Annotated in this window: 30 protein-coding genes; 17 read left to right on the forward strand and 13 right to left on the reverse strand. The window is 64.8% G+C overall.

Annotated elements, in window-relative coordinates:
• The first annotated feature begins 185 nt into the window (after nt 1–185).
• A complete protein-coding gene (locus AE618_RS23160; protein WP_054211443.1) occupies nt 186–1,265 on the forward strand; it encodes a glycosyltransferase family 2 protein in 1,080 nt (359 codons plus the stop codon).
• On the opposite strand, the gene AE618_RS23165 is transcribed toward AE618_RS23160, so the two are convergent.
• The 3 genes from AE618_RS23165 to AE618_RS23175 form a co-directional block, all read right to left on the reverse strand.
• On the reverse strand, nt 1,210–1,797 hold the full coding sequence (locus AE618_RS23165) for an SCO family protein (RefSeq protein WP_248310991.1): 588 nt from the start codon (nt 1,795–1,797) through the stop codon (nt 1,210–1,212). The two genes, AE618_RS23160 and AE618_RS23165, sit on opposite strands and share 56 nt — an antisense overlap.
• Before the next feature lie 49 nt (nt 1,798–1,846).
• Nucleotides 1,847–2,023, reverse strand: coding sequence for a hypothetical protein (locus AE618_RS23170; protein WP_156330445.1), 177 nt, complete (start codon nt 2,021–2,023; stop codon nt 1,847–1,849).
• Nucleotides 2,024–2,213: 190 nt separating this feature from the next.
• Entirely contained in the window at nt 2,214–2,717 is a 504-nt protein-coding gene (locus AE618_RS23175) for a ferritin-like domain-containing protein (protein ID WP_054211445.1), read from the reverse strand.
• Nucleotides 2,718–2,870: 153 nt separating this feature from the next.
• On the opposite strand from AE618_RS23175, the gene AE618_RS23180 reads away from it, so the two are divergent.
• From AE618_RS23180 to AE618_RS23190, 3 genes are all read left to right on the forward strand, one after another.
• Nucleotides 2,871–3,170 carry a PepSY domain-containing protein gene (locus AE618_RS23180; RefSeq protein ID WP_054211446.1) on the forward strand — a complete coding sequence of 100 codons (300 nt, stop codon included), beginning with the start codon at nt 2,871–2,873 and terminating at the stop codon, nt 3,168–3,170.
• 35 nt (nt 3,171–3,205) lie between these two features.
• Nucleotides 3,206–3,748, forward strand: coding sequence for a general stress protein (locus AE618_RS23185; protein WP_054211447.1), 543 nt, complete (start codon nt 3,206–3,208; stop codon nt 3,746–3,748).
• 221 nt (nt 3,749–3,969) lie between these two features.
• On the forward strand, nt 3,970–5,670 hold the full coding sequence (locus AE618_RS23190) for an AMP-binding protein (protein ID WP_054211448.1): 1,701 nt from the start codon (nt 3,970–3,972) through the stop codon (nt 5,668–5,670).
• On the opposite strand, the gene phnX is transcribed toward AE618_RS23190, so the two are convergent.
• Nucleotides 5,671–6,480 carry a phosphonoacetaldehyde hydrolase gene (gene phnX, locus AE618_RS23195; protein ID WP_054211449.1) on the reverse strand — a complete coding sequence of 270 codons (810 nt, stop codon included), beginning with the start codon at nt 6,478–6,480 and terminating at the stop codon, nt 5,671–5,673.
• A 342-nt stretch (nt 6,481–6,822) separates the two neighbouring features.
• Between phnX and AE618_RS23200 the strand changes: the two genes are divergently transcribed.
• The 9 genes from AE618_RS23200 (at nt 6,823) to AE618_RS23235 (ending at nt 14,743) form a co-directional block, all read left to right on the forward strand.
• Nucleotides 6,823–7,278 (forward strand): hypothetical protein, encoded by a 456-nt coding sequence (locus AE618_RS23200; RefSeq protein ID WP_054211450.1) that lies wholly within the window; start codon nt 6,823–6,825, stop codon nt 7,276–7,278.
• A gap of 246 nt (nt 7,279–7,524) precedes the next feature.
• The gene (locus tag AE618_RS28195) at nt 7,525–8,256 is read left to right on the forward strand and encodes a hypothetical protein (RefSeq protein ID WP_156330446.1); all 732 of its coding nucleotides are present in this window, start codon (nt 7,525–7,527) and stop codon (nt 8,254–8,256) included.
• A 318-nt stretch (nt 8,257–8,574) separates the two neighbouring features.
• A complete protein-coding gene (locus AE618_RS23205; protein ID WP_054211451.1) occupies nt 8,575–10,461 on the forward strand; it encodes a hypothetical protein in 1,887 nt (628 codons plus the stop codon).
• Between the two features lie 171 nt (nt 10,462–10,632).
• The gene (locus AE618_RS29185) at nt 10,633–11,727 is read left to right on the forward strand and encodes a PhnD/SsuA/transferrin family substrate-binding protein (protein WP_054211452.1); all 1,095 of its coding nucleotides are present in this window, start codon (nt 10,633–10,635) and stop codon (nt 11,725–11,727) included.
• 161 nt (nt 11,728–11,888) lie between these two features.
• Entirely contained in the window at nt 11,889–12,212 is a 324-nt protein-coding gene (locus AE618_RS28200; RefSeq protein ID WP_156330447.1) for a hypothetical protein, read from the forward strand.
• 150 nt (nt 12,213–12,362) lie between these two features.
• Nucleotides 12,363–12,902 (forward strand): TlpA family protein disulfide reductase, encoded by a 540-nt coding sequence (locus tag AE618_RS23220; RefSeq protein ID WP_156330448.1) that lies wholly within the window; start codon nt 12,363–12,365, stop codon nt 12,900–12,902.
• Entirely contained in the window at nt 12,902–13,633 is a 732-nt protein-coding gene (locus AE618_RS23225; protein WP_054211455.1) for a cytochrome c biogenesis CcdA family protein, read from the forward strand. The genes AE618_RS23220 and AE618_RS23225 overlap by 1 nt, the downstream gene beginning before the upstream one ends.
• A 17-nt stretch (nt 13,634–13,650) precedes the next feature.
• Nucleotides 13,651–14,106 (forward strand): disulfide bond formation protein B, encoded by a 456-nt coding sequence (locus AE618_RS23230; protein ID WP_054211456.1) that lies wholly within the window; start codon nt 13,651–13,653, stop codon nt 14,104–14,106.
• Nucleotides 14,107–14,269: 163 nt separating this feature from the next.
• On the forward strand, nt 14,270–14,743 hold the full coding sequence (locus AE618_RS23235) for a DsbA family protein (protein WP_248310993.1): 474 nt from the start codon (nt 14,270–14,272) through the stop codon (nt 14,741–14,743).
• A 68-nt stretch (nt 14,744–14,811) separates the two neighbouring features.
• Here the strand turns inward: AE618_RS23235 and AE618_RS23240 are convergent, their stop codons facing one another.
• The 4 genes from AE618_RS23240 to AE618_RS23255 are packed head-to-tail and all read right to left on the reverse strand — an operon-like array spanning nt 14,812 to nt 17,620.
• Nucleotides 14,812–15,378: a Spy/CpxP family protein refolding chaperone gene (locus AE618_RS23240; RefSeq protein WP_054211458.1), complete on the reverse strand. Its 567-nt coding sequence runs from the start codon at nt 15,376–15,378 to the stop codon at nt 14,812–14,814.
• A 60-nt stretch (nt 15,379–15,438) separates the two neighbouring features.
• Nucleotides 15,439–16,011 carry a Crp/Fnr family transcriptional regulator gene (locus AE618_RS23245; protein ID WP_082365516.1) on the reverse strand — a complete coding sequence of 191 codons (573 nt, stop codon included), beginning with the start codon at nt 16,009–16,011 and terminating at the stop codon, nt 15,439–15,441.
• A gap of 3 nt (nt 16,012–16,014) precedes the next feature.
• Nucleotides 16,015–17,331 carry an MFS transporter gene (locus AE618_RS23250; protein ID WP_054211459.1) on the reverse strand — a complete coding sequence of 439 codons (1,317 nt, stop codon included), beginning with the start codon at nt 17,329–17,331 and terminating at the stop codon, nt 16,015–16,017.
• A 10-nt stretch (nt 17,332–17,341) separates the two neighbouring features.
• Nucleotides 17,342–17,620, reverse strand: a complete 279-nt coding sequence (locus AE618_RS23255) for a metal-sensing transcriptional repressor (RefSeq protein WP_054211460.1) — start codon at nt 17,618–17,620, stop codon at nt 17,342–17,344.
• Between the two features lie 107 nt (nt 17,621–17,727).
• Between AE618_RS23255 and AE618_RS23260 the strand changes: the two genes are divergently transcribed.
• From AE618_RS23260 to AE618_RS23270, 3 genes are read left to right on the forward strand one after another with little or no spacing between them, the layout of a single operon-like run.
• Complete coding sequence (locus AE618_RS23260) at nt 17,728–18,117, forward strand: hypothetical protein (protein ID WP_054211461.1); 390 nt, start codon at nt 17,728–17,730, stop codon at nt 18,115–18,117.
• A gap of 50 nt (nt 18,118–18,167) precedes the next feature.
• Complete coding sequence (locus AE618_RS23265; protein WP_054211462.1) at nt 18,168–18,896, forward strand: HupE/UreJ family protein; 729 nt, start codon at nt 18,168–18,170, stop codon at nt 18,894–18,896.
• A 14-nt stretch (nt 18,897–18,910) separates the two neighbouring features.
• On the forward strand, nt 18,911–19,591 hold the full coding sequence (locus tag AE618_RS23270) for a hypothetical protein (RefSeq protein WP_054211463.1): 681 nt from the start codon (nt 18,911–18,913) through the stop codon (nt 19,589–19,591).
• 36 nt (nt 19,592–19,627) lie between these two features.
• Here AE618_RS23270 and AE618_RS23275 read toward each other — a convergent pair whose 3' ends face one another.
• The 5 genes from AE618_RS23275 to phnC are packed head-to-tail and all read right to left on the reverse strand — an operon-like array spanning nt 19,628 to nt 24,005.
• A complete protein-coding gene (locus AE618_RS23275; RefSeq protein ID WP_054211464.1) occupies nt 19,628–20,506 on the reverse strand; it encodes a LysR family transcriptional regulator in 879 nt (292 codons plus the stop codon).
• Between the two features lie 26 nt (nt 20,507–20,532).
• Nucleotides 20,533–21,537 (reverse strand): phosphonate dehydrogenase, encoded by a 1,005-nt coding sequence (locus tag AE618_RS23280; protein WP_054211465.1) that lies wholly within the window; start codon nt 21,535–21,537, stop codon nt 20,533–20,535.
• Entirely contained in the window at nt 21,534–22,337 is an 804-nt protein-coding gene (gene phnE, locus AE618_RS23285) for a phosphonate ABC transporter, permease protein PhnE (RefSeq protein WP_054211466.1), read from the reverse strand. Before phnE ends, AE618_RS23280 begins: the two co-directional genes overlap by 4 nt.
• A 5-nt stretch (nt 22,338–22,342) precedes the next feature.
• The gene (phnD, locus tag AE618_RS23290) at nt 22,343–23,212 is read right to left on the reverse strand and encodes a phosphate/phosphite/phosphonate ABC transporter substrate-binding protein (RefSeq protein ID WP_054211467.1); all 870 of its coding nucleotides are present in this window, start codon (nt 23,210–23,212) and stop codon (nt 22,343–22,345) included.
• 31 nt (nt 23,213–23,243) lie between these two features.
• Nucleotides 23,244–24,005: a phosphonate ABC transporter ATP-binding protein gene (gene phnC, locus AE618_RS23295; RefSeq protein ID WP_082365517.1), complete on the reverse strand. Its 762-nt coding sequence runs from the start codon at nt 24,003–24,005 to the stop codon at nt 23,244–23,246.
• Between the two features lie 222 nt (nt 24,006–24,227).
• Here phnC and AE618_RS23300 point away from each other — a divergent pair, with 222 nt between their 5' ends.
• Nucleotides 24,228–24,647, forward strand: coding sequence for a class I SAM-dependent methyltransferase (locus tag AE618_RS23300; RefSeq protein ID WP_054211468.1), 420 nt, complete (start codon nt 24,228–24,230; stop codon nt 24,645–24,647).
• The last annotated feature ends 103 nt before the right edge of the window (nt 24,648–24,750 follow it).

Below are 24,750 nucleotides of genomic sequence, written 5' to 3' on the forward strand. Positions count from 1 at the left end.
GCGTCGTTGATGGCGTCGCGGCGGCGGCGAAGGGTGAGCAAAACGTTGGGGTCTGACATCAGAAAACACTACCCCAACGACTCTCGTTGAGCTAAGTTGATTTAGGTGAGCTTGCTACCTAATGCCGCGACTATCCCACCGCCAAGCTCGACATCCGCCTGCTGATCGAGGCCGATGACACCGGCATGCAGACTGCGCTGGCGCGGCTGGCGCTACCACCCCATGTCACCGTCACGATTGTGCCGTTAGGTCAGCCGCGCACCAAGCCCCGCGCGCTCAATCTGGCTTTGATCGAGGCGCGCGGCACGCTGTTCACGATTTTCGACGCGGAGGATATCCCCGACCCCCAGCAGTTGCGGCTGGCGGCAGGCCGCTTCCTGCGCGCACCGGACGACCTCGCCTGCCTGCAGGCGCGACTCGTCATCGACCATGCCGGCGAAGGGTGGCTGCCCGCCCTGTTCGCGCTCGAATATGCGGGCCTGTTCGAGGTGCTCAATCCGGGCCTGCTGCGCTCGGACCTGCCGATCATGCTCGGCGGCACGTCGAACCATTTCCGCACCGAGGCGCTACGGGCGCTCGGCGGCTGGGATGCCTGGAACGTCACGGAGGATGCCGATCTCGGCATGCGTCTGGCGCGGGCGGGCTACCGCATGGGCGATCTCCCCTCACAGACGCGCGAGGAGGCGCCGCTGACCTTGCACGCCTGGCTCAAGCAACGCTCGCGCTGGATCAAGGGCTACATGCAGACGCTGGTGACGCATTCGCGCGCGCCGGTCCGGCTGCTGCGCGAGGCCGGGCTTCTCGCCACCCTCGCCTTCCTGTCGCTATGCCTCGGAACGGTCGTGACCGCGCTGGCCTATCCGGCCTTCGCGTTCGCGGCATTCCTGGCCTGGCAGGACGGGTCGCTGCTGTCGCCAATGGACGCCTTTCACAGCCTGACCTCGGCACTGGCGGTGTCGGTCTGGCTCTTCGGGACGGTCGCGCTGTTCCTGCCGCCCGCCATCGGCGCGCTTCGACGCGGCTCGCCGAAGCTTTTGCTCTATCTGCCGCTTCTGCCGCTCTATTACGGGCTGGTCTGCGTGGCAGCCTGGATGGCGCTGCACGAATACCGTGCCCGCCGCTTCGTCTGGAACAAGACGACCCATGGCGTAGCCCGCCAGCGTGCTCCGCTGGCTAAGACCGAGCGTGTCGCAGGCGGCTCAGCCAACCCTAGAGATGGCGCAGCCATTCCTGAGCCGCCTGAGCCGGAGGCTGCTCGCTGTTGAAGGCGCCGATGAAGCTGCCGTCCTTCCCCATCAGATAGACCAGGGCGGTGTGGTCCATGGTATAGTCGTCATCCTTGAGCGGAACCTTGCGAGCATAGGCGCGGTAGGCCTTCACCATCGCGTCGATCGCGGGCCGGTCGCCGCTCAGGCCAATGATGCGCGGGTCGAACGAACCGAGATAGCTCTTCATCACCTCGGGCGTATCGCGCTCGGGATCGACGGTGACGAAGAGGGCACGCAGCTTGTCGCCTTTCGCACCAGCCGCCCGCAGCGTCTCGGAAATCTCGAATAGCTTTGTCGGGCAGATGTCGGGGCAATGGGTGAAGCCAAAGAAGACCAGGAACGGCGCCCCGCGCAGATCCTTGTCCGTCAGCGGCTTGCCCTCCTGGGTGGTCAGCGTGAAAGGCCCGCCGACGCTCGCCGTGCCCGATTGACCCTGCCGGCTCGGCGAAAAGGTGAGGATCGCGGCGGCAGCGAGCGCGAGCGCGCCGGCGAGAAACACGACGAGAGGCAGGACGAGACGGCGGTTCACGGCAGAAATCCTGATAGCGGCCGCACCGGCCGCGAAATGGCGGGTGTCTTCAGAAACAGGCCACGATGCTGGCGATGAGACCATCGGTGAAGAGACGGTCGCCCTCGCGCCACCACAGCAGCAGGCCCGCCAGCAGCAGGGTTACCGCCCCGCCCGCCAGCATGACGATGCCCAGGCGCGAAGGCGCAGGCGTATCGACTTCACCGCTGTCGTGGAGCTGTGTCATGGCTGCGATCATAGCCCCACTCCGCCGCTGCCGGAAGCGGCGCCCGTGACGCAGGCGCATGCCCGCACCTGTCCGCCGCATCCATACAGCAACGCCCCGACTCCGCGGGGCGATGCAAACGCTGCGAGGCACTCGAAAGTCGGCAAGACCCGCCGAGTGCCGCTCGGCGGGTCTTGCCTTGGATCTGCGATCAGGCTGCCTTGGCGACCGCCGCAGAGTTCGCCGGGCCGCCCAGCTGGGTCAGCGCCTTGTCCGTCTTTGTCTCCTCGGCCAGCGTCTCGTCGAGCAACTTGACCGCGTCCTTGTGGCCGAGCTGGGTCGCCCAGGCCTTCAGGGTGCCGTAGCGGGCCATCTCATAATGCTCGACCGCCTGGGCGGAGGCGACAAGGCCGGCGTCGAGCGCCGGGCTGTCGGCATAGTCCTCCATCACGGCCTTGCCCTCTTCGAGGATTCCGAGGATGGCGTCGCAGGTCTTGGCGCGGGGCGCCTTGCCGATCAGCTCGAAGACCTCGCTCAGGCGCTCGACCTGACCTTCGGTCTCGGTCTTGTGGGTCTCGAAGGCTTTCTTCAGCTCGGGCGACTTCGCCGCCTTCGCCATCTTCGGCAGCGCCTTCAGGATCTGCTTTTCGGCGTAGTAGACGTCCTTGAGCATGTCGTGAAACAGCTCGTCGAGGGGCTTGGGGGTCGCGGCCATGGATGTTCTCCGGGTTAGTGGCATCGCTCGCCAAACGAGGGTCGGCCTCATCGGTTCCACCCGGCTAAGACCTTTATTTCTGGAACTTATTTGAGCAGGCAGCCGTTCTGTCCGGCATCAGCGGCCATCGCCGCAAGCCTTTGGAGAACGACCATGAAGAAGCTGCTTCTCGCCACGATGATCGCCTCTGTGACGTCGTTTGGAGCGCTCGCCCAGACGTCGACGACCTCGCCGATGCCGGCCCCTAAGGCTGGGACCGACACCAATGCGCCGCTGCCTGGCGCCAACAGCTTCACCGAGGGCCAGGCCAAGAGCCGCCTCGAGGCGAATGGCTATTCCAACGTCACCGATCTGAAGAAGGACGAGAACGGAGTCTGGAAGGGCTCGGCCATGAACGCTGGGGCCAAGGTCAACGTCTCCGTCGATTATCGCGGCAACATCGTCCGCAACTGACCCTTCGCTTTCGTAACCCGTCCCGGAGAGACCCAATGACCCGTACCATCACCCGTTCCTACGACAGCTATGAGACCGCTGCCGCCGTCGTCGAGCAGCTCGAAGTGGCCGGCATCGCAGCCGACGACATCAGCGTCGTCGGTCGCGACGAGCGCGCCAAGGACAGCAACGCCGCCGAAGGCGCCGGCATCGGCGCAGGCATCGGCGGCGCAGCAGGCCTGCTCGCCGGCCTCGGCATGCTGGCGATTCCGGGCGTCGGGCCTGTCGTTGCGGCAGGCTGGCTGGCCGCGACCGCGGCTGGCGCGGTGGCCGGTGCCGCCGCCGGCGGCCTGGTCGGCTCCTTCACGAGCGCCGGCGTCAGCGAAGAAGACGCGCACTACCACGCCGAGACCGTCCGTCGCGGCGGCACCGTCGTCTCCGTGAAGGCGGCCGACGCTCATGCCGCAACCGCCGAGGCGATCATGGACGGCGCCACACCGATCGATCGCGACACGCGCATGGCCCAGTACCGCGAGGAAGGCTGGAAGGGCTTCGACGAGAAGGCCGAGCCCTACAAGGCTCCCGCCTCCGTCATCTGATCGAGACGACGGGTCGTAGGCCAACGCCAACGACGATCGCTCAGACAGCCTCCGGGGTTCGCCCCGGAGGCTTTTTGATGCAGGCCACGCAGTTCGGCTGGAGCAGGAGCCGAGCCGGCACACCACCTTGCATCGATCGAAACCGCCGATACCCTGTCGCATGCCGGGACGGCACGAGAGCAGGCTCGTGCCGAGACGGGCGATGACGGGCCGATCCGACAATGACGATCGATGAAGCAGCCTATTTCGACCGCTTGAGGGCGCTGCAGAGCGCGGCATGGCCCGAAGGCGTGCCACGCCAGCCGCATTTTCCTCTGGGCGAGATCGCAGTCAGCGACCATCTGCGGGAATGGGCGCGGCGGCAGCCCGACAAGCCGGCCTGCATCTTCTATGGCCGAGAGGTCAGCTATGCCGAGCTCGACAATCTGAGCGATCGTTTCGCGGCGCTGCTGCATGCGCGCGGCCTGCGCTCCGGCGACCGGATCGCCGTGTTCCTGCCGAATTGCCCGCAATTCATGCTCGCCTTTTTCGCGATCCTGAAGCTCGGTTGCGTGCATGTGCCGGTCAATCCGCTCTTTCGTGAGGCCGAGCTCGCCTATGAACTCAACGACACCGGGGCAAGGGTCATCGTCTGCCTGGACAGCCTGATGCCCCTGCTGCGTCAGGTGCGCGACCAGACGTCAGTCGAGACCGTCTTCGTGACGAGCTTCGCCGAGATGCTGCCGGCGATGCCGACCATGCCCGTGCCGCAGGCCCTGCTTCAGCCGAAGATTGCCTGCGACGATGCGATCGAACTGCTGCCGGCCCTGGCGCAGGTCACGACGCCCGCGCCCGTGATTGCGGTCGATCTCGATGCCGTCGCGGCGCTGAACTACACTGGCGGCACCACCGGCATGCCCAAGGGCTGCATCCATACCCAGCGCGACATGCTCTACACCGCCGGCACCAGCCTGGCGGCGAGCTTCGAGTTGTCTCCCGATGACGTCGTGGTCAATTTCGTGCCGATCTTCTGGATCGCCGGCGAGGATACCGGGTTGCTGTTCCCGATGGTGGCGGGCGCGACCGTCGTGCTGATGGCGCGCTGGGACGCGGTCGGCTTCATGACCGCGGTGGAACACTACGAGGCGAGCTTCGCCTATCTGCTCGTCGACAACACCGTCGAGATCCTGGAGCACCCGGCGTCCGCATCCTTCGACCTGACATCGCTTCGGAAAGTCCGTGTCTCCTCCTTCGTCAAGAAGCTCAACCCGGATTTCCGGGCACGCTGGCGCGCCTTGACCGGCGCCGGAATGATCGAGGCCGCCTGGGGCATGACCGAAACGCACACGATGGACACCTTCACCATCGGGATGCAGGGCGACGATTTCGACCTGTTGTCGCAGCCGGTCTTCGTCGGGCTGCCGGTGCCGGGCACGGACTTCAAGATCTGCGATTTCGACAGCGGCGCGCTGATGCCGCTCGGCGAAACCGGCGAGATCTGCGTGCGTACGCCGTCACTGTTCAAGGGTTACTGGAACAGGCCGGAGGCCAGCACCGAGGCGATTCGCGGCGGCTTCCTGCACACCGGCGATATCGGCGTCATCGACGAAGAGGGCTATCTGCACTTCCTCGGCCGCCGCAAGGAGATGCTGAAGGTCAAGGGCATGAGCGTATTCCCGGCCGAGATCGAGGCGATGCTCGGGCAGCATCCCGGCATCGCGGGATCTGGCGTGATCGGGCGCGAGGACCCCGAGCGCGGGCAGGTCCCGGTCGCCTTCATCGCGCTCGCCGAGGATGCAGCGGGGCTGGATGCGGCGGGGCTCGCGGCCTGGTGCCGCGAGCGGATGGCGGCCTACAAGGTGCCGGAGATACGCATCGTGCAGGCCCTGCCGATGACCGCGACCGGCAAGGTCAAGAAGGAAGAGTTGCGGGCGCTCTTGTGATCAGGGCCGTTCGCCGCGCGCGATGCGCTGGTCGATCTCGGCCAGCACCGGCGCCAGATCGGCGACGCCGTCGATGACGTAATGCGCCCCGGCAGCCTCGAGCTTGCCCGCAGCGATCTGGCGACGGGCCGCGAAGTCTTCCGGCGAGAGTGCGAGCGTGTCGGGCAGGGACAGGCCGAAGACGTTGCCGGTCACCGCCACGCCGATCGTCCAGGCGCCGCCATTGACGCCTTCGCCGATGCCGACCTCGGTGTCGTCGACCTTCACCGCGCGCCAAGCCGGATAGACCTCGAGCTCGGTCAGGACGCGCCACATCAGGAACGGCGTCGGCCGGCCGTCGGGCGCATCGCCGGTGCAGGCCATCGCATCGGCGACGAAGCCCTGCTCCTGCGCGCGCGGCGTGACCTGCGCCATGATCTCCCGAGTATAGCCGGTGGTGCTGCCGATGCGGACGCCGTCAGCGCGCAGGCGGGCGGCGGTCTCGGCGGCACCGGGGATGAGATCCGAGAAAGCCGCCGCGACGGCGAGGTTCTTGGGCACGAAGACGTCGTAGACCGCATCGATGTCCGCATCGGTCGGTGGCCTGCCGCGCACCCGCTGCCATTCGGCGGCGATGCGCGGCATGGCGAAGAGCGCCGCGACATGCGGGCGCTTGGCCATGCCCATGGGAATGCGAGCCTCGTCGATGGTGACCGTGACGCCGAACTCACCGAAGGCCTCGACGAAGGCCCCCATCGGCGCGAGCGAACCGTGATCGACGACGGTTCCGGCCCAGTCGAACACCACGGCCCTGATCTGCTTCAGCGTCATGATCTCAATCCACATGTTGGCAACCCGACCGCCCACAATAGCGGCAGGCGGTGACGATCCCGCGACGAAACCGGTCGCCCGTCCGGCTCCAGCCCAGATGCATGAAGAACGCCACTCTGATCGGTGCTGGAGTATCCCTGACTTCATCAAGAGATTGAAGCCCCAGGGAAATGGAAGTCCAGGAGGTGCGAGCGTTCAAGCCGCGCATCTCCGCAAGGTGCTGTTGCGTCACATCGCGATCACCCACTAGGTTGAGCTGTTCTGAAGGCGAGCCGGGACGACGAGCGGCAGCGTCACGGGCGCGACCATACGGCGCGGACAAGACCAAACAGGGAGCCGACCATGACATTCTTCAGATCGACGCTGGCCGCGATGGCTTCGCTCGTTGCGCTCTTGATGCTGGCGGCCCCAGCCTCGTCGCAACAGCGCAATCTCGGGCCGCCGACCGGCTCGGTCCGGATCCAGCAGCTCCAGGTCGCTTTCATCGGCTCCGGCGCAATCGGCGGTGGAACCCTGAAATTCGGCGGCCGCAGCTATGGCATCACCGTCGGCGGGCTGGGCGTCGGCGGCATCGGCGCCTCGAAGCTGACCGCGACCGGCACGGTCTATGGTCTGACGCAGGTCGAGGATTTCGCCGGCGCCTATGTCCAGCTCCGGGAAGGCTGGGCGGTCGGCGAGCAGGGCCGAGGACGGCTGTGGCTGCGCAACACCAAGGGCGTCACCATCCGTGTCGCCACGCGGCGCCAGGGCCTGCAATTCTCGCTGGGGGCGGACGGCGTCCTGATCGGCTTCAAATAAGGCCTCAGCCCACGCATCGGTTCCTGCACCGGCCCGGACGATTTCGGGGCCGCGCAAGATCCACTCGTCCGATCTACGCCCCGCGACGATGGCTGCGGTGCGGCGCTAACGCCGTGACGAGCTGGGTTCCAAGAGATTTTTGGAGCGGGCGATCGGGATCGAACCGACGACATTCAGCTTGGGAAGCGGTATTAACTGCTTGATTTGTTTAGCCTACGTTCCCCTCTTGAATGAAAAGGAACGCCGATGACATCACAATTCTATCGAGTCCTCCTTGGGCGAAAAGAGGTTAGCGAGCCCTACTTTACCTGGATCGGCTGGAGCTCGTCTCGCCAGCATGCGGATGAAGCGGCACACGATGCTATGCGCTCCGCATTGCGGTTCGCTACCGGGCGGAAAGATCCGGCCACAGTCTTATGGGAATCGCAGATAGAGACTAAACAAATTACTCCAATGGATGACGAATATCATGATTTCGCGGAACCTGGCAAAATCAAATGGCTTATCGGAATAGCTATGGAAAACCAGATTGAAAAAATATCTCGAGATAGGTTTAAAGCCATTCATGCTGAAGATGTTAATGAAATCGCCAAAAATATAGTTCTAGGAGATATTTCCGTAGGATCTGTACCACCAGAATCTACAATCGTGGTTACAACCCTCAATGAGGATGTATTTTCGTTGGAAATTTCACTATCTGCGTATGCGTTCCACAAAGAAAAAATATTCAATTTAGAATTAGAGAGCTGCACTTTATTTGCACTGATGACTCTTAGTTCTGTTTTTAAAATTGGCAACCGCGATAGCCCGGGCACACACACCTTTGCAATTGAGCCTCCTGAATCATCCGTAATGAGGGCCGCTCGGGCAATGGACACTCAGGATAATATTAAACGCGCTGCCGACTTTTTTAGAAGATGGGGGGCCGAAGATGCCGCAGATGGCCTGGAAAGCCGTCGACGCGACAGCAGGGATTAGAATCTCGACCGTACTACAAAAGGGTTGGGGATCCGGATCGCCGGGCGTTTACATTTCGTCGTCGAACGCCGCTATCCGATCGACTCGACTCCACATGGCGATTGCCGGACAATGTAAATGCATCGATTCGGGCCGGTCCACCCCGATGCTTGGCCTGCCGTTCGAACCGGTCAGAACGGTCGCAGGAACTACGGAGAAAGTTCCTTGGTCGTGCCGTGACGCCCGCCCCTCTTGAGGGGGCTATCCACCGCGCTGCGGGGGCGGAGAACGTCGGCGAGCGGAAACGCTCCTCCTTTAGCAACGTTCTCGGGTACTTGCATGTCCAAGTCTTCAATTCGCCGGTCAGTCGGCACGAGCGCCGATGGGCGTCTAATCTGGGAACTCGGGCAGACCACTGCGGCGCACGTCAATCGGGTCCGGACCGGCGAGGAAGCGATGTCAGAGGACGCCTGGATCCGTTCGCAAGTCGGCCGGAAAGCCATTCTGGCGCAGTCGACCGCCATCGCCGAGGCCATCGAGCGGGCAGGCGGGACATCCTTTCGGCAGACGACCCCGCTCGTCGAGATGGACCTTGTGACACTTACCGAGCGCCCGGTCCCGCAGGGCTTCCGGAACAACAACGTCATTCCGTCCGTCATGGTCTCCAACACACGCCAGCTGCGCCATGAGCTAGACGCCTTCGTCTCCGAGCATCGTGTGTCGGGTACGACTGTGGTGCTGGGTTGCGATCTGCATCGGATCGAGGCGCTTGACGGTGTCATCGAGCGAATGGCGCGCGACTCCTCGAGGATCGGGGACCACCTCGCCCGAAAGTTCAAAGTCGACCTCTTCTTCGCCAACACAGAGCTGACGGCGCGTCGGGACGCTGAAGGGACGCTGCTGTTCCACGTCCACTGCCACCTCCTCATCGCTCATCCCTGGCTTCCGCTGGCGAGCTTCACGACCATGGTCGAGCACATCAAGCAGCGGGTGCCGGCTCACTACGCTCGCGTCGAGCCTTTCCAAGCTGGCTCCTCTGCCCAGTCGCTCGTCCGCTACTGCATCACGCCCGAACTGTTCAAAAACGTCAGGATGACTGACCAAGAGGTGCTCGGCCTTTCTGAGGCCGTGCATGGCAAGAAAATGTACCGGCCCATGGGCGCCTTCAAGACTTGGCGGCAACAGTTCCGACCCGTCAGGAATAAGATCTTCGTCGCACCCCATCCAGGGGATGCGGATCGGTTCTATACCGACGGCACTGGCGCCACGAGAGAGCGCCCGCGGCGGCCACCGGTCATCACCGATATCGGACGAGGCTATCGGAAAGACACGCTGGCCGTGCTCTCCGACGCCAGGCGCGCGGCTCGCGCCTACGAGACTCAGATCGGTAGGATGGCTCCCGAAAGCAGGCCGCGCATTCTGCTCGATGCTGCGCGGGGGCTCCTGGGTGCCAACGCGTTCAACGAACTCGTCCGGAAGGCTGTTCGCTCGCACTATCGATCTGGGTTCATCAGCAGCAGACGAGGCCGGCGGCTGGCCATTTTCCGCGCAGTTCTCGCACTGGTTCACGCCTACGCGATCGCCAAGCCTCGCCGTCGGACCACCAAGACGGCGGAGAAGGTCGTCCATATCAAGGACGATGATGGGCCTGGCGCTAACCTTCGCTATCCCGCATCGTCGCCTAAGCCGGTCAGGTTCGAGCCGCAGAAACTGATCGGCTCCGACCTCGTTATCCACCACTCTGCGGCCGCCCCGCGAGGAACCCGTCGCATGTCTCCCGCCATCCTGGTGGCGTTTCGGTCTGACTGCAGTCCTGTGGGGCTATTGATGAAACGTGGACTGGTGCCCCAGCACCTGAGGGCAATGTCGCTGTGGAACGCTAGGTGCTCGCCCGAGGAGCGGGTGGCCTTGGCGCCCGGCCTTATGACCAAGCCGATCCTGATCGACAGCCATCGCGTTGGCACCATGGTCAACGGGGGCTGGGCGGCCACGGACGGCCCGACCTATCGTTCGGAATGCATCGGCGGGAAGGTTTTCATCTTTGACGTTGAGGCAGAAAACGAACGTGCTGCGCGAGCGCGGGCTGGGATGCCCAAAGGACTTATGCCGCACATCTACACGACAACTGCGCGCACAGGGCAGACCTCGCAAAAGCGACCTCCGCCGAACAGTATAACTGGCCAGCGCGTCCGGCCCGCATCCTCTCCGCAGTCGAAGGCAGCATAACCGTAGAGTCGTAAGGGCGGCAGGAACCGCTGAAAGACACTGGTTGACTCGCATTTTACCGACGCCCAATCTGATAGCAGGCAGACCGGGAGGTCCTAGGTGCCGGTCCGTCCTCACCTGCTATCGCGAGATACGACGCGCCGGATAACGCGCCGGTACACGCTTGCGGCAATGGCCGTTGCGACCATGAGCGCGCACCCAACGATACTGAGGGCGGCACAGCCGTTTCGGTTCGGTCTGACGCCGGTCTTCTTGAACTCTGATCTCGATCTGCTCGAAGCGCTTCAGAAATATCTCAGCGCTGCAATGGGGACCGAGGTGCAACTTGTCCTCAAGCGGACATATCAGGAGATCACGTCGCAACTTCTGTCCGGGCTTCTCGACGCCGCTTGGATCTGCGGATTCCCATTCATCGCATACCGCCGCGAGTTGGAACTCGTGGCCGTGCCGATATGGCGCGGTAAGACAACATATCAGAGCTACCTGATCGTATCCGAAGGGCGGGAGGCATCCACGATCACCGACCTGCGCGGTGACATCCATGCTTTCTCCGATCCGGACTCGAACTCCGGCTACCTCGTGACGCGTGCTCTCCTGGCCGAGAACGGAGTCAAGCCTCAGGACTTCTTCCAGCGAACGTTCTTTACCTATGGCCATCGCAACGTCGTATCACGAGGACGATGGCTCGGCGCTGGACAAGATCCGCCTGGTGCTCCGATGAACCTTGGCAGGCGCCGGCTCGTCCTCGCCGCCGCAGCACTCACCCTCATCATCGCAGCGGCATCCGGGATCTTCGTCGCCACACGACGAGGCGTGCCGTCGTCGCCGGTCCTGTCCGGGCTGGCATTCCAAACCGCCGACGGACGTGAGCTGATGGGGGCGGCGTTCCAGGGCCGCTTCGTCCTGTTGAACGTCTGGGCGACATGGTGCCCGCCCTGCGTCAAGGATATGCCCTCGCTTGACCGGCTTCAGGCAATGAAGGGCGACAGTTCGTTCGAGGTCGTGGCGCTGTCGATCGATCGACAGGGACTGGAAGTCGTCGCGCCTTTCTTCAAGCGGATGGGCCTCTCCAACCTCGCGATCTATCTTGATCGCGAGGCCCGGAGCATGCCGGCGCTGAGGATCACCGGACTGCCCACCACCGTCCTCATCGATCCGTCCGGGCGCGAAGTCGCCCGCTGGCCAGGTGCGCGGGAATGGGACGAGCGCTCGACAGTGTCGGAGATCGAAGAGCATATCGCCAAGGCCGGAAAGTCGACGCGATGACCACAGTACGTGTGAGCGGGAACGGTCAACAGAGCGCGAGCGGGCCGCATCGCAATTGCTCATCTCCTCTCGGCTGGGCTAATCATGCAGTCATGATGTCAACCGGCAGATTACGGGATACGGGGCGAGGCCTTCTGGTCGCCGCCTGCGGTCTCGTGCTCATGTTCCAGCTGATGGCCAGCGCGCTTGCGGGGAGCACGCATCTCGCCGTCAAGTTCGACGCAGGCGAGATATCGCTCGCCGAGATCTGCGGTACCGCCCTGGATTCGCAGCGTGATCGGACGGCGCATGTCGAAGGCGTCAACACGTGCTGCGTTTGGGCGAAGTCGGTCGCTCTCGCGCCGTTGACGCCTCCGGCACCGGCCTCTCTGCTCCCCGAACGCGCCGAACCCGCTGCGACCATCTTCGTCCAGGGTGTGCAGGCCTCTCTCACGTCCAGTCCGCAAGGGCCGCCACAGGCCACGGGACCACCGCGCCGCAGCTGAAGGGCGAGCCTTCCCTGCGGCCCGCGGCATCGTTGCGCGCAAGCCCTTCACGGCAGATCCGAGACGCCGGCCGTGAGCGAGAACGCATCGCCCATGCGAGGCCGTGCGACATGACAATCCTGTTTTCGAGGCCCGAGATTGATCGGACCAGTGTTCAGATCCAGACGGCTCGCACTGTCGCTCGTCGCCATGACGCTTGCGGCAGCCCTCTCCTATGCCGTCGTCGCCGATAGGACGCCGCGACCGCGCAACGCCGACGCGCTCATGTTCCAGCGGCTCGACGGCAGCGCCGCCGGCCTCGCGAGCTTTCGAGGCCAGGCCGTTCTTCTGACCGTCTGGGCGACGTGGTGCTGGTCCTGTCGCGAGGAGATGCCTGCGCTTGCGAGGCTCCATCGCAGCCTGGACGGTCGGCCTCCTGCCGTGATCGCGCTCTCCGTCGATCGCGACGGCGCCGAAGTCGTCGAGCCGCTCCTGGACCAGTTGAACATCGCGGACCTGCCGGTCTACCTCGACCCGACGGGCGCGTCGGTGGGCCAGCTCTCAATCTCCGGGCTGCCCACCACGATCCTTTTTGGCCCCGACGGCTCCGAACGGGGGCGCTGGTTCGGCGTGCGAGCCTGGGACGAGAAGCCGATGATCGACGAGATCGCGGCCCTTCTCGCCCGCGCCCCGCAAGGGGGCGCACGCTGATGGACATCGCCGGCATCGGCATCTGGGCGGCGCTCGCGGCCGGCGCAGTCTCGTTCCTGTCGCCTTGCGTCCTGCCGCTCGTCCCTGGCTACGTCTCGTATATCGCAACCGGCGCGGCCGGCGGCCTGCCTTCGCGATCCTCGTCGCGGCTCAACGCCCTCGTGATGAGCGTCTGGTTCGTGCTCGGCTTCTCGACAGTCTTCGTGCTGCTCGGCGCAGGCGCGAGCGCGCTCAGCCACCTCCTTCTCGCCTATCGCTACGAAGCCGGTATCCTCGGCGGCGCGATCATCTTCATCTTTGGCGTCTTCACGACGGGGCTGGTGCGCTTTGCCTGGCTCGAACGCGAGCTTCGCCTGCATGTGCCGATCGAAGGCGGACGGCCCATGGGAGCCTATCTCCTCGGTCTTGCCTTCGCCTTCGGCTGGACGCCCTGCATCGGCCCGGTTCTGGGCGCCATCCTGACCGTCAGCGCGACGTCGACCTCGGCATCGAGCGGCGTCGCTCTGCTGAGCGTCTACTCGCTCGGGCTCGCGATCCCCTTCCTCCTGACGGCGCTGTTCGCCGACGGCATGACGGCGAGGCTGCGCCGACTGCGCGGCGTCGGTCGCAGCCTGCAGATCGTGGCGGGCGGCATCATGATCCTGATGGGCCTCGCCATGATGTCGGGCCAGCTCTCGACCATGGCGTTCTGGCTTCTCGAAACCTTCCCCTTCCTCGCGAAAATCGGATGAAAGGCTCGCTTTCCCACATGACCAACGATGCTACCGCCGCCAGCGGACACGACCGCTGGCTCTATCTCTTCGTCGCCTGGATCATCGCAGTCGCAGCGAGCCTGGCCGCGCTCTTCATCGGCGAGGTCGTCGGCCAGGCTCCCTGCAGCCTGTGCTGGCATCAGCGCGCCTTCATGTTCCCGCTCGCGGTCTTGCTCGCCGTGGCCAGCTTCCGGGGCGACACAGGAATATGGTGCTATGGTCTTCCCCTGGCCGCCATCGGCATGGCGATCGCGGCGTTCCACAGCCTCCTCTACGCCGGCCTGATCCCTGAAGGCATTCAACCCTGCTCGCAGGGACCCTCCTGTGCCAGCGCCGACATGACGATCCTGGGCATGCTGCCCCTGCCTTACCTGTCTCTCGCGGCCTTCGCCGCGATCGCCATCGCGCTCATCGGCTCCAGAACAAAGGCCGCGTCATTAACCGCCGTGTGATCGTTGTCCTCACCGGCGTCTCGCCCTCGCGATTTTCTCCGGCGCCACCCTCTTCCATAGGGACGAACAGACCAAACGCGCTCAAGCCGTTGCGGCCTCGCGCGCCGAGGCGCTGGTCCGCGATCATTCGCCCGTCATCGGCCCTGCGAGTGCTCCGGTCACAATCGTCGAGTTCTTCGATCCGTCCTGCGAGGCCTGCCGCGCCTTCTATCCGCCGCTCAAGCAGATCCTGGCCCTGTTCCCGAACGATGCGCGGCTGGTGATCCGGTACGCGGCGTTCCACGAGGGGTCGGACGCCGCGGTCAAGATCCTCGAAGCGGCTCGGCTTCAGGGCAAGTTCGAGCCCGTCCTCGCAGCGCTTCTGGAGTTCCAGCCGGAATGGGCCGACCACGACAAGCCCGACCTCGAGAAGGCCTGGGCGCGGGCGAAGGACGCCGGTCTCGACATCGAGATGGGCAAGCGCGACGTGGCCCGGCCGGAATTCCAGACGACCCTCGACATGGACGGCGCAGATGCAAAAGCGCTCGAGGTGAGCAGAACGCCGACCTTCTTCGTGAACGGGCAGCCCCTCACAGAATTCGGTCCGCGCCCACTTTACGAGTTAGTCAAGCGCGAGGTCGAAAAGGCGCGCAAATAGGCCGTCGGCCTATTGGCTCGACGAGTGGCCGCAGCCGGCGCTCGTCGAGCCGCGATCTCACAATTCACTCAATGCTTGTTATGCGATCCATGGTTGCCCGGTCCTGCGGGCGTACCGGCATAGCCGCGCAGAAGATCGTATTGGGCGATCTGCACCTTGGAAAGGACGGCCGCGGTCTCGATATGGGCGGCGAGATGGACGGCCCTCAGTGCCCCCTGCGTGACGCCGATCCGTTCTGTCAGCGTCCGCAGTCGCTGGGCGTCGATCGTCCGCGCAACGAAGCCTGCGTCCAGTTCGCGCTCAAGGCCGAGTAGGTCTTGTCCGACCGCCTTCGCCTCTGCGCTCATCCGGGTCATGATCGCCTTTAGCGCCTGCCGTTGCTCGTCTGACAGCTTGAGCGGCTCGGCCAGTTCGAGGCCATGCATGGGTCCGGGATATCGGTTGAGCTCGGCAGCCTTTGCGAGCCCCATTCCGCGTCCTTGAGTTAGCTCATCGATATCCTTGGCCGACAGCGCCTTGATCTCCCGGCCCTGCTCGCCGGCATAGGGGCTGGGCATCTGCGCTTTTGCCGGCCAGGCCGGCGCGACGCTTGCCGAAATCAGGACGAGCGCGGCTGTGTAGGCGATATGGGCCATAGGGGGTTCTCCTTTGAACCCAACCTGCCAGAGACCCGCATCGCCCTGACATGATCGCGATCATGTCAGGGCGATGCGGCCTGCCTTCCGTTCGATCGCGCCCTCGGATTCGAGCCGCGCCAGCGTCCGGTAGAAGGCTTCGGGCGTCAGGCCGATCGCACTAGCGATCTCCCGCAGCGAGCCGCCGAAAGCGACGGTGCGCCCGTCGTCGCCGGCTTCCGCAACAAGGAAGGCGAGCACCCGCTCGCGCGCCGAGCGGATGTCGCGCAGCGTCAACCGCGAGCGCAGCATCATCACCTGCCGGGCGAGATCGGCAGTCAGGTCGAACCGCGCCGGCGCATCGTCGTTCAGCCGGGCGAGGCAGGCGGCCCTGGGAAAACACGCGACCATGGCGTCGCTGAGCGCAATGGCGTCGCAATGGTAGCGCGCGGCGAAAAGCGAGGCCTCGGCGAAGCGCTCTCCCGGCCCTGCCGTGAACAACGCCGTCTCGCGGCCATCGGCGCCGAAGCGCATGAGCCTGACGCGTCCCGTACGCACTTCGAAGAAACCGCGCGTTTCGTCGCCGGCCGCAAACAGCGTCTCGCCGGCGGCAAGGCGCCGGATGGCCGGATCGATCTCGTCGTGCAAGCCCATCGGCTAGCCCGTGCGGCCGGGGTTGGGCCAGGCCGGATGCTCCCGGTCGATCACGAAGGCATGGCGATGCCGTCGGCCCGCTCCAGCCAGATGCGGGTGATCGGGCGCCAGAGCGAGATGCTCATGCTCGATCTCGTCGGGATCGCTCGCCGGCCAGACACGAAAGGCGATCGTCAGCGCCAGCGCGGCGATACCGGCCATCACCGCGAAGGTCGCGGGCAGGCCGAGCGTCGCGCCGAGCCAGCCGGCGGCCGGGTAAGTGACCAGCCAGCAGGCATGCGACAGCGCGAACTGGGCGGCGAAAAGAGCGGGCCGGTCTTCCGCATGGGCCGAGCGCCGCAGCAGGCGCCCCGATGGGGTCTGGGTCAGGCTGTAGGCGAAGCCGAGCGCAAACCAGAGCAACAACAGAATGGGAAAGCCCGGAACGAGGGTGCCGAGTAGAAGAAGCGCCGGCAAGGCGGCCCCGGCCGCGAGCATCAGTCTGCGATCGTCGAGCCGGTCGAGCAGGCTCGGCAGCGCGAAGGCAGCCGTCATCGAGCCGGCGCCGAACAGCGCCAGGGCGAGCGCGGTCGCCTGCTGCGTCATGCCATAGGTCGCCTGCACGAGGACGACGGTGTTGACGATGACCATGGAGCCCGCCGCCGAGACGGCCAGGCTCAGCGCCAGCAGGCCGCGCAGGCGCGGCGTCGCCAAGTAGATCCGCAGGCCCCGCGTCGTGCGCTCGTAGATGCCGCGGGGCTCTCCGGGCTTCGGGCTCGGCAGGGCTACCGACACGACAAGCGCAGCCGACGCAAGGAAGCCAATCACCGTGCCGGCGAAGAGGTTGTGGAAGCTGATCACGGTCAGCAGCAGCGCCGCCAGCGCCGGGCTCAGCAGGCTCTCCAAGTCATAGGCCAGCCGCGACAGCGACAGCGCCTGCGTATAGTCCTTCTCGTCCGGCAGGATGTCGGGGATCGTCGCCTGGAAGGTCGGCGTGAACGCGGCCGAGGCCGACTGCAGCACGAAGATCAGGACGTAAACCTGCCAAATCTCCGAGACGAAAGGCAGCAGCAGAGCCACCGCCGCGCGAACGAGATCGAGCCCGACCAGCATGGCTCGACGCGGCAGACGCTCCGCGAAGGCCGAGGCGATCGGCGCGACGCCGACATAGGCGATCATCTTGATCGCGAGCGCCGTGCCCAGCACGATGCCCGCGTTCGCGCCGGCGAGGTCATAGGCGAGCAGGCCGAGCGCCACGGTGGCGAGACCCGTGCCGATCAGGGCGATGACCTGCGCGAGGAAAAGGTGGCGATAGGTCCGGTTGCCGAGGATGGCCAGCATGGGCTTGGTCCTAAAGGTATCTCGCAATGGCCTTGAAGGCTTCGACGACCTCGCGCTGCTCGCGCGGCAGCGAGCCTGCGACCTCGTCGAGGCAGTGGTCGAGATGGTCCTGGATCAGCGTCTTCTTAGCCTGTCCGATCGCGCTCTCGACCGCCTGCAGCTGCTGGGCGATGTCAAGGCAGGGGCGCCCGGCTTCGATCATCTCGATGACCTTGCGCAGATGACCGTCGGCTCGCTTCAGCCGCTTTACGATGGCAGGGTGAGTTTCGTGAATGTGAGGCTCTGACATGACTTCCCGTATCCCCCCGGGTAGGATGCGTCAATGAAGACTGCGATTCGCCGATCCCGGGGGCTCGGTCCAACTCTCGCCAAGAATGAAGGCTCTACCACCTGCCCATGTCGCGACGCAGCCTCAGAGCCGGGTTCAGCCTCGTCATCGCCTTCGCGATGGCGCTCGGCGTGCTGCTCACGTCGGTTCACATGGCTGCGGGCCATAATGCCTTCGCAACCGCGCAGGCCGAAGCCGTCCGCCATGCCGAGCTCGCCGCGACGATCGCCGAGCACGGTCACTCGCATGACGAGGGCGAGCCGTCAGAGCAGATACCGGGCCATGCCCACGGCCATAACGCGGCCGATCACCTGCATGAAACCGCCGACACGCTCAGCGTCCTCGCGCTCGTAACGCCGGGCTTCGCGCGCACCAGCCTGACGCACGACCCGTTCATGGCCGATCCCGGCCATCCTAACGGGCTGGAGCGTCCCCCGAGAACCGTCGTCGCAGCATGAGTGCGGCCGTCTCGGCGGCCATCCATCACCGACGAACCATTGGAACTTCCATGCAACGACCTTCCATCGGAGGGCGGTGCGGGCTGCGTCTTGCAGCCTCGCACGCATCGCTGCCTCTTATCCTGCTCCTGGCGAGCTTAGCGCCCGCCATCGCCCACGGCGTCGCCGAAGGCGACAAGGGCTACATCCAGGAGATCAGCGGCATCAACCTGATGCCCTTCGTCTATCTGGGCGCCAAGCACATGATGACGGGCTACGACCACCTCCTCTTCCTCTTCGGGGTGGTCTTCTTCCTCTACCGGATGAAGCACGTCGCCATCTATGTCAGCCTGTTCGCGCTCGGGCACTCCACCACGATGCTGCTCGGCGTCTATCTCAACATCGGCATGAACGCCTATGTCATCGACGCCATCATCGGCCTCTCGGTGGTCTACAAGGCGCTCGACAACATGGGCGCCTACCAGCGCTGGTTCGGCGTTCAGCCGAACACCAAGGCCGCGACGCTGATCTTCGGCCTGTTCCATGGCTTCGGCCTCTCGACCAAGATCCTCGACTACAACGTCGCACCGGACGGCCTCGTGCCCAACCTGCTGGCGTTCAATGTCGGCGTCGAGATCGGCCAAATCCTGGCCCTGACCGCGATCCTGATCGCGATGGGCTTCTGGCGGCGCACGCCGAGCTTCCTGCGCCATGCCTATACCGCCAACACCATCATGATGACCGCCGGGTTCGTGCTGATCGGCTATCAGCTCACCGGCCTTTTCGTCTCCCCGATCTGAAAGGCACCCACACAATGTACAACTCCGACATCCCGACCCGCGCCGAACTGCCGACCTCAGCGCAGCTCCTGCGCTCGACGGCTATCGCTATCGTCGCGGCCGCCGGCATCCTCGTTACGATCGTCCTGCCGGCCGAGTACGCCATCGACCCGACCGGCATCGGCCGTATGCTGAAGCTGACCGAGATGGGCGAGATTAAGACCCAGCTCGCTGCGGAAGCCGAGGCAGACCGCCTGAAGGACAGTTCGACCACGCCGGCTCAGCCGGCCCCAGCGACGCCTTCACCGGACCAGCGCTCTAGCCTGCTGACCACGCTGGCGGGGCTGTTCGCCTCGACCGCGCAAGCCGGCGAGAGGATCGATCTCGCCCAGGCGGAGAAGACAGACGAGACGGTGATCACGCTGGAGCCGACCAAGGGCGTCGAATACAAGCTGACCATGGTCAAGGGCGCGCAGGTCACGTTCGACTGGAGCGTCAAGGACGGCGTCGTGAACTACGACATGCACGGCACGCCCGGACCGGGCGCGAAGGAGAAGAGCTACAAGACCGGCCGCGCGGTCGCGGGTGACACCGGCGTGCTGACGGCCGAGTTCGACGGCGGCCATGGCTGGTTCTGGCGCAACCGCGGGACGAAGCCCGTCATCATCATCCTGCGTACCAAAGGCGCCTATGCCGAGATCAAGCGCATGAGCTGAGCCTTGCCTCGTGCCGGTGAGGGCGAGCGATCGCCCTCACACAACCGGGTATGATCGCTCCGGACCGGCAGCCGCGAAAAAACCCATGGCGGGAGCCGTGGATGGCAGAGCCTCGGGAACGACCATCTTGATCTCTTTGGACAGCGCGATCCCGCGCAGGGACAGCGCTACCAGTTGATGAGCCGCAATCTCGTCCGAAACGGCCGACCTCATCACGACGGAAGCCCCGCGACCGGCGCGAACGGCGCGCTTGACAGCCTCCGTGCTCCCTAAGCCGCTGATCGTCATCAATCGATCCGCCAGCGGTCCAAGCTGCTGACGCAGCAGCCGGCCTGTCCCTGTCCCAGGCTCACCACCCAGCAAGGGCTCTGTGAGCAACTCCTCGACCGTGAGCGCGTCAAGCCCGCCCCAGCGATGACCGGGTGCAACGATGATCACGAGCGGTTCGCATGCCCATGTCCGGGCCGAGAAGCCCTTTCGCTCGTCCCACCATTCGAGCACAGCAAGATCGGCTTCGCCGCGCCCCATGCGGTCGATCGCATCGGGATTGGGGCCAATCCAGGTTTCGACCGTGATGCCGGTCGTGGTCTGAAAATCCGCAATCGATGGCTGCAGCATGTAGATGCCGACATTACTCGAGGAGACAATGCGCAAACGACGATCGCTCAACAGGGCAGGTGCGCGCTCGGCTGTCTCGACGAGCGCACGCGCGATGGGCAGGAAACGCTCCCCTTCCGCCGTTGGTCTGGCCTCTCGGGTCTGGCGATCGAGCAGGGGAACGGCCAGTTCTTCTTCCAACTGGCGGATGTGATCGATGATCGTCGATGGCGCGAGTTCGAGCAGACGCGCAGCCGATCTCACCCCACGAGTCTCGACGATGGTGAGAAAGGTTCGCGCATGGACAAGATTCAGCATCGATCAGACATCGTCCAAAGAGCGGATCAACTATGAGGGTGGTTGACCGCACCGTCAGGAGTGACCCCGGCCAGAGCTTGAAGGATGCTATGCGCGGCCGATAGCTCGATCTGGCGCCGCGCCAGGGTCACCGCCGAGCCAAGGTGCGGCGTCAGGATCGTGCGGGTCTGCTGCGCGATTAGTCGAGGATGGATCGCAAGAGGTCGGTCGGGCCTGGCCCAATCCTCGCATTCGAAGACATCTGCAGCGTAGCCGCCCAGTCGGCCGCTCTCGAGAGCATCGGCGACGGCTTGCTCGTCGACGAGCGACCCACGGGCCGGATTGACCAGAAGAGCGCCCGGTTTCATCTGGGCGATGGTGGCGGCGTCCATCAGAAAGAGAGTGCTTGGGGTCAGCGGAAGTCCCAGGATCACGATGTCGGCCTGCGCCAGCAGAGCCGGCAGCGCCACCATCTCGATGGGCTGGGATATCTCGCGCTCCTGCGCGTCGCAGGCGATCAGCCGACAGTTGAAGCCCGACAAGCATCGCGCGATGGCCTGCCCCACCTGGCCAAACCCGACGAGCCCAACGGTTGAGCCCGATAGCCCAGTGCCGTAGAGCTGCGGCCGCCATCCTGCGAAGCCGTCATGCCGGATTCGCTCGTCGCCGATCCGGATATGGCGTCCAAGCGCGATAGTGAGCCCGACCGCCAGCTCTGCCGTCGGCACGGTCAGCAGGTCGGGAACGATGGTGACCCAGACGCCGCGCTCGGTCGCCGCCTCGACGTCGATGTTGTCATAGCCCTTCAACGCGGCGCCGATGATTCGCAGATCGGGGCATCGATCGAGAAAAGCGCCGTCGATGCAATCAGTCATGAACGCCATGAGAGCGGACGCGCCTTGGCAGCGCTCGATGAGCGACTCGCGCGGCCAAGGCTCGACCGCTTCGTTGGACAGAACACGCGCCGCGCCATCGAACGTCGCGCGGGTTTCGTCGAAGGTCCGGCTGGTCAGGACAGCCAGAGGCAAGGCGGCCGGTGGAGCGCTTGTCATTTTAGAGACCTCCGGAGAGACGCCCCGATGCTGTCGACGGCGACGACGCAGGCGAGTATCGAGAGCAGGATCGCTGACACCTGATCATAGTTCAGCAGGCGCAAGGCCGCGATCAGCTCGAACCCGATCCCGCCGGCTCCGACGATGCCAAGCACGGCCGAGGCGCGGAAATGATACTCCCAGCGATAGATCGTCACGTCCGTGAGCTGCGGCAGGACCTGCGGCAGGACCGCATGCGCGATGACCTGCAGCGGCGTCGCGCCGGCTGCTCGCGCCGCTTCCAGAGGTTTGGGATCAACATGTTCGATCGCCTCAGCGTAGAACTTGCCGACCATCCCGACCGAGTGAAGCGCCAGGGCCAACACGCCGGGCAATGCGCCAAAGCCGACAGCGGCCACAAACAGCACGCCAAGGATGATCTCTGGCACGGAACGGAGGAACGCCAGCAGGGTTCGGACGGCAAAACAGACAACCGGGTGCGGGCTGGTGTTAGGGGCGGCCAACAGCGCTAGCGGCAGCGAGAAGACGACCGCGAGCGCCGTGCCCGCGATCGACATGGCAAGGGTGTCAAATAGCGGCCGCAGCCAGGACTGCCAGCGCCCGAAATCGGGCGGGATCATTTCGTCGGCAAGCTGGCTGATCGCCGGGCCGCTCTCGATGAAGCGCTGGAGGTCGAAAAATCCCGTCACACCCAACGCGATGACGCAGACGGCGATGATCGCAGCCAGAAGCCCCGCCCCGCGCAAAGCGGAGCGGCGCTCTTCGGCAAGAATAGTATCGAAGGACCCGGATGCGCTCATGCCATTCACCCGAGCTTGGCGATATCGAGAGTGAGGATCTTCGCCATGTCGCGCAAGACGTCGTAGTCCTTGTCGGTGGCTGGCGCGAGCCGCTCGACCCGGAACAGCTTGAGGATCTCGGGATCCTTGAGTTCGAGGAACGCCTTCTTGATCGCGTCCTTGAGTTCGGGCTTGAGGTAGCCCTGAATCGTCATCGGGTAGTTCGGGATCGGGTCCGACAGCGCGATCTGCCTGAGCTTGGTCGCATCGACCTTGTTGGTCTCGACCAGAACCCTGTAGATCGCCTCCGACAGGGCGCCGGCGGGAATCTGTCCGGCCGCGACGGCTCGCGCGACGGCGTCGTGCTTGCCAAGATGAACGACCTTGTAATCCTTGTCTCCGATAAGGCCGTTCTTGGCCAGATGCGCGCGCGGCGCAAGATGGCTCGACGTCGAGGCCTGATCGCCGAATGCGAACGGCTTGCCTTTCACGTCGGCCAGTTCCTTCACCGGGCCATCGACGTTGGCAATCAGAATGGAGTTGTAGTTCGGCTTGCCCTTCTCGACACCGACGGCGAACGGCTCGATCTCCGGCGCCTTCGACTTCGCCAGGACATATGAAAACGGACCAAAATAGCCGACCTCGATCCGCCCGAACCGCATCGCCTCGATCATCGACGAGTAGTCCGTCGTCACGATGATCTCGACCGGCTTGCCGAGCGTCTTTTCCAGGAAGATTTTGAGCGGCTGCGCGTTTTGAATGATCGTGGAGGCGTTCTCATCCGGCAGGAGCGCAATGCGCAGCTTGTCCGGGTTGGCCTTGTCTGCGGCGGCAGGGCCGACGAGGGCAAAAAGGCCCGCCGTGGCGGCCGAGGCGATGAATGTTCTGCGCTTCATGACGATGTCCTTATCGGTTGTGGCTGGTCGATTATTCGGCGGCGACAGCGAGTTCGGCCGGGTGCGTCTGGTAGATCTGATCGAGTGCGATGCCTCCGACTGCCTCCGGGCCGTCCTCGAACACGATCTGCCCCCGCGCCAGACCAAAGATCCGGTCGCCGAACTGGCGCGCCAGTTCAACTTGATGGAGGCTGACGATCGCGGTGATCCCGTCTTCCCGGCAGATCCGGTGCAGGTCCTCCAGCACCTTGACGGCGGTCGCGGGATCAAGGCTTGCGACCGGCTCGTCGGCGAGCACGATCTCGGGCCGCTGCGCCATCGCGCGCGCAATGCCGACGCGCTGCTGCTGGCCGCCCGAGAGCTCGTCGGCCCGATCCAGCGCCCGATCGGCCAGGCCGACCCGGTCAAGAGCCTCCAGCGCCATGATTCGATCAGCGCGGGGCAGCGGCGCGAGCGACCTCAGAAATCCGTGTGAAGCCAGGCGACCGGTCAGAACGTTCTCGAGCGCCGTCAGACGGCCGATCAGATGGTGCTGCTGGAAGATCATGCCCGTTCGGCGGCGGTGCGCCCGCAACGTCGCCCCGCTGGCGAAGATCGAGCCGTGCGCCTCGTTCCGGACATCGCCCCGCGTCGGCCGGACAAGGCCGTTCAGGCTGCGCAGAAGCGTCGATTTCCCGGCGCCCGACTTGCCGAGCAGCACAATGAACTGCCCGCGCGCGAATGTCGCATTGGTCGCCTTCAGTGCCGCGACACCGTTCGGGTAGGTGACCGAAACGTCGACAACCGATAGCATCGCAACTCTCCTTCAACGGAAATTCGTTCATATAATCCGAACGAAAATCATCATCGTTCGGATTATTGCTAATGTGCAGGTGTGACGCCTGCGTGACACGAGGACGTTATGATAGACGTGATTTGTGCGGCGGCAGGGAGATGACCGCCTGGTCGTGACGGGCGTTGCTGCCGCCAAACGGCCGCCGACCCATGGGATCGTCGCAGCATCGGAGAGCCAGCCATGTCGAGCCCGCGCCAGCAGCATTGGGAAAATGTTTACAGCACCCGGCAGGCGGACGAGGTCAGCTGGTTCCAGGACGACCCGACGCTCTCGCTCGACCTGATCGCGCGTTCCGGGATCAGCGCCAATGCCCCCATCATCGACATCGGTGGCGGCGCCTCGGTGCTGATCGACAGGTTGCTGGATGCCGGCCACTCGGCCCTGACCGTGCTCGACATCTCCCACGTCGGCCTCACTGTCGCGCAGAAGCGGTTGGGAGACCACGCCGGCCGCGTGACATGGATCGCCCAGGACGTGACCGCCTGGCATCCCCCGCAGGACGCCTTTGCACTCTGGCACGACCGTGCGGTGTTTCATTTCCTCGTCGAGGCAGCCGACCGCGCCGCCTATGTCCGCGTGTGTTTCGGCGTGCAAGTTTGACCCCTTGAGGCGGGGGATCGGCGTCCAACTTTGACCCCCTTGAGCCGGTTTCGGTGAGACTGTCCGTTCTGGTTTCAGACGGGCGGGCGGGGGATGAAGGGCC

Source organism: Allobosea vaviloviae (assembly GCF_001298265.1).
GTDB lineage: Bacteria > Pseudomonadota > Alphaproteobacteria > Rhizobiales > Beijerinckiaceae > Allobosea > Allobosea vaviloviae_B.

Coding starts and splice junctions, on each gene's coding strand:
- AE618_RS23160 (WP_054211443.1), top strand. CDS start 186: ATGCAGACTGCGCTGGCGCGGCTGGCGCTACCACCCCATGTCACCGTC.
- AE618_RS23240 (WP_054211458.1), bottom strand. CDS start 15,378: ATGGCCCATATCGCCTACACAGCCGCGCTCGTCCTGATTTCGGCAAGC.
- AE618_RS23175 (WP_054211445.1), bottom strand. CDS start 2,717: ATGGCCGCGACCCCCAAGCCCCTCGACGAGCTGTTTCACGACATGCTC.
- AE618_RS23265 (WP_054211462.1), top strand. CDS start 18,168: ATGCAACGACCTTCCATCGGAGGGCGGTGCGGGCTGCGTCTTGCAGCC.
- AE618_RS23170 (WP_156330445.1), bottom strand. CDS start 2,023: ATGACACAGCTCCACGACAGCGGTGAAGTCGATACGCCTGCGCCTTCG.
- AE618_RS23280 (WP_054211465.1), bottom strand. CDS start 21,537: ATGACAAGCGCTCCACCGGCCGCCTTGCCTCTGGCTGTCCTGACCAGC.
- AE618_RS28195 (WP_156330446.1), top strand. CDS start 7,525: ATGACATCACAATTCTATCGAGTCCTCCTTGGGCGAAAAGAGGTTAGC.
- AE618_RS23190 (WP_054211448.1), top strand. CDS start 3,970: ATGACGATCGATGAAGCAGCCTATTTCGACCGCTTGAGGGCGCTGCAG.
- phnE (WP_054211466.1), bottom strand. CDS start 22,337: ATGAGCGCATCCGGGTCCTTCGATACTATTCTTGCCGAAGAGCGCCGC.
- phnD (WP_054211467.1), bottom strand. CDS start 23,212: ATGAAGCGCAGAACATTCATCGCCTCGGCCGCCACGGCGGGCCTTTTT.
- AE618_RS23270 (WP_054211463.1), top strand. CDS start 18,911: ATGTACAACTCCGACATCCCGACCCGCGCCGAACTGCCGACCTCAGCG.
- phnX (WP_054211449.1), bottom strand. CDS start 6,480: ATGACGCTGAAGCAGATCAGGGCCGTGGTGTTCGACTGGGCCGGAACC.
- AE618_RS23225 (WP_054211455.1), top strand. CDS start 12,902: ATGGACATCGCCGGCATCGGCATCTGGGCGGCGCTCGCGGCCGGCGCA.
- AE618_RS23260 (WP_054211461.1), top strand. CDS start 17,728: ATGTCGCGACGCAGCCTCAGAGCCGGGTTCAGCCTCGTCATCGCCTTC.
- AE618_RS23250 (WP_054211459.1), bottom strand. CDS start 17,331: ATGCTGGCCATCCTCGGCAACCGGACCTATCGCCACCTTTTCCTCGCG.
- AE618_RS23275 (WP_054211464.1), bottom strand. CDS start 20,506: ATGCTGAATCTTGTCCATGCGCGAACCTTTCTCACCATCGTCGAGACT.
- AE618_RS23205 (WP_054211451.1), top strand. CDS start 8,575: ATGTCCAAGTCTTCAATTCGCCGGTCAGTCGGCACGAGCGCCGATGGG.
- AE618_RS23245 (WP_082365516.1), bottom strand. CDS start 16,011: ATGGGCTTGCACGACGAGATCGATCCGGCCATCCGGCGCCTTGCCGCC.
- AE618_RS28200 (WP_156330447.1), top strand. CDS start 11,889: ATGTTCCAGCTGATGGCCAGCGCGCTTGCGGGGAGCACGCATCTCGCC.
- AE618_RS23200 (WP_054211450.1), top strand. CDS start 6,823: ATGACATTCTTCAGATCGACGCTGGCCGCGATGGCTTCGCTCGTTGCG.
- AE618_RS29185 (WP_054211452.1), top strand. CDS start 10,633: ATGGCCGTTGCGACCATGAGCGCGCACCCAACGATACTGAGGGCGGCA.
- phnC (WP_082365517.1), bottom strand. CDS start 24,005: ATGCTATCGGTTGTCGACGTTTCGGTCACCTACCCGAACGGTGTCGCG.
- AE618_RS23185 (WP_054211447.1), top strand. CDS start 3,206: ATGACCCGTACCATCACCCGTTCCTACGACAGCTATGAGACCGCTGCC.
- AE618_RS23230 (WP_054211456.1), top strand. CDS start 13,651: ATGACCAACGATGCTACCGCCGCCAGCGGACACGACCGCTGGCTCTAT.
- AE618_RS23180 (WP_054211446.1), top strand. CDS start 2,871: ATGAAGAAGCTGCTTCTCGCCACGATGATCGCCTCTGTGACGTCGTTT.
- AE618_RS23255 (WP_054211460.1), bottom strand. CDS start 17,620: ATGTCAGAGCCTCACATTCACGAAACTCACCCTGCCATCGTAAAGCGG.
- AE618_RS23300 (WP_054211468.1), top strand. CDS start 24,228: ATGTCGAGCCCGCGCCAGCAGCATTGGGAAAATGTTTACAGCACCCGG.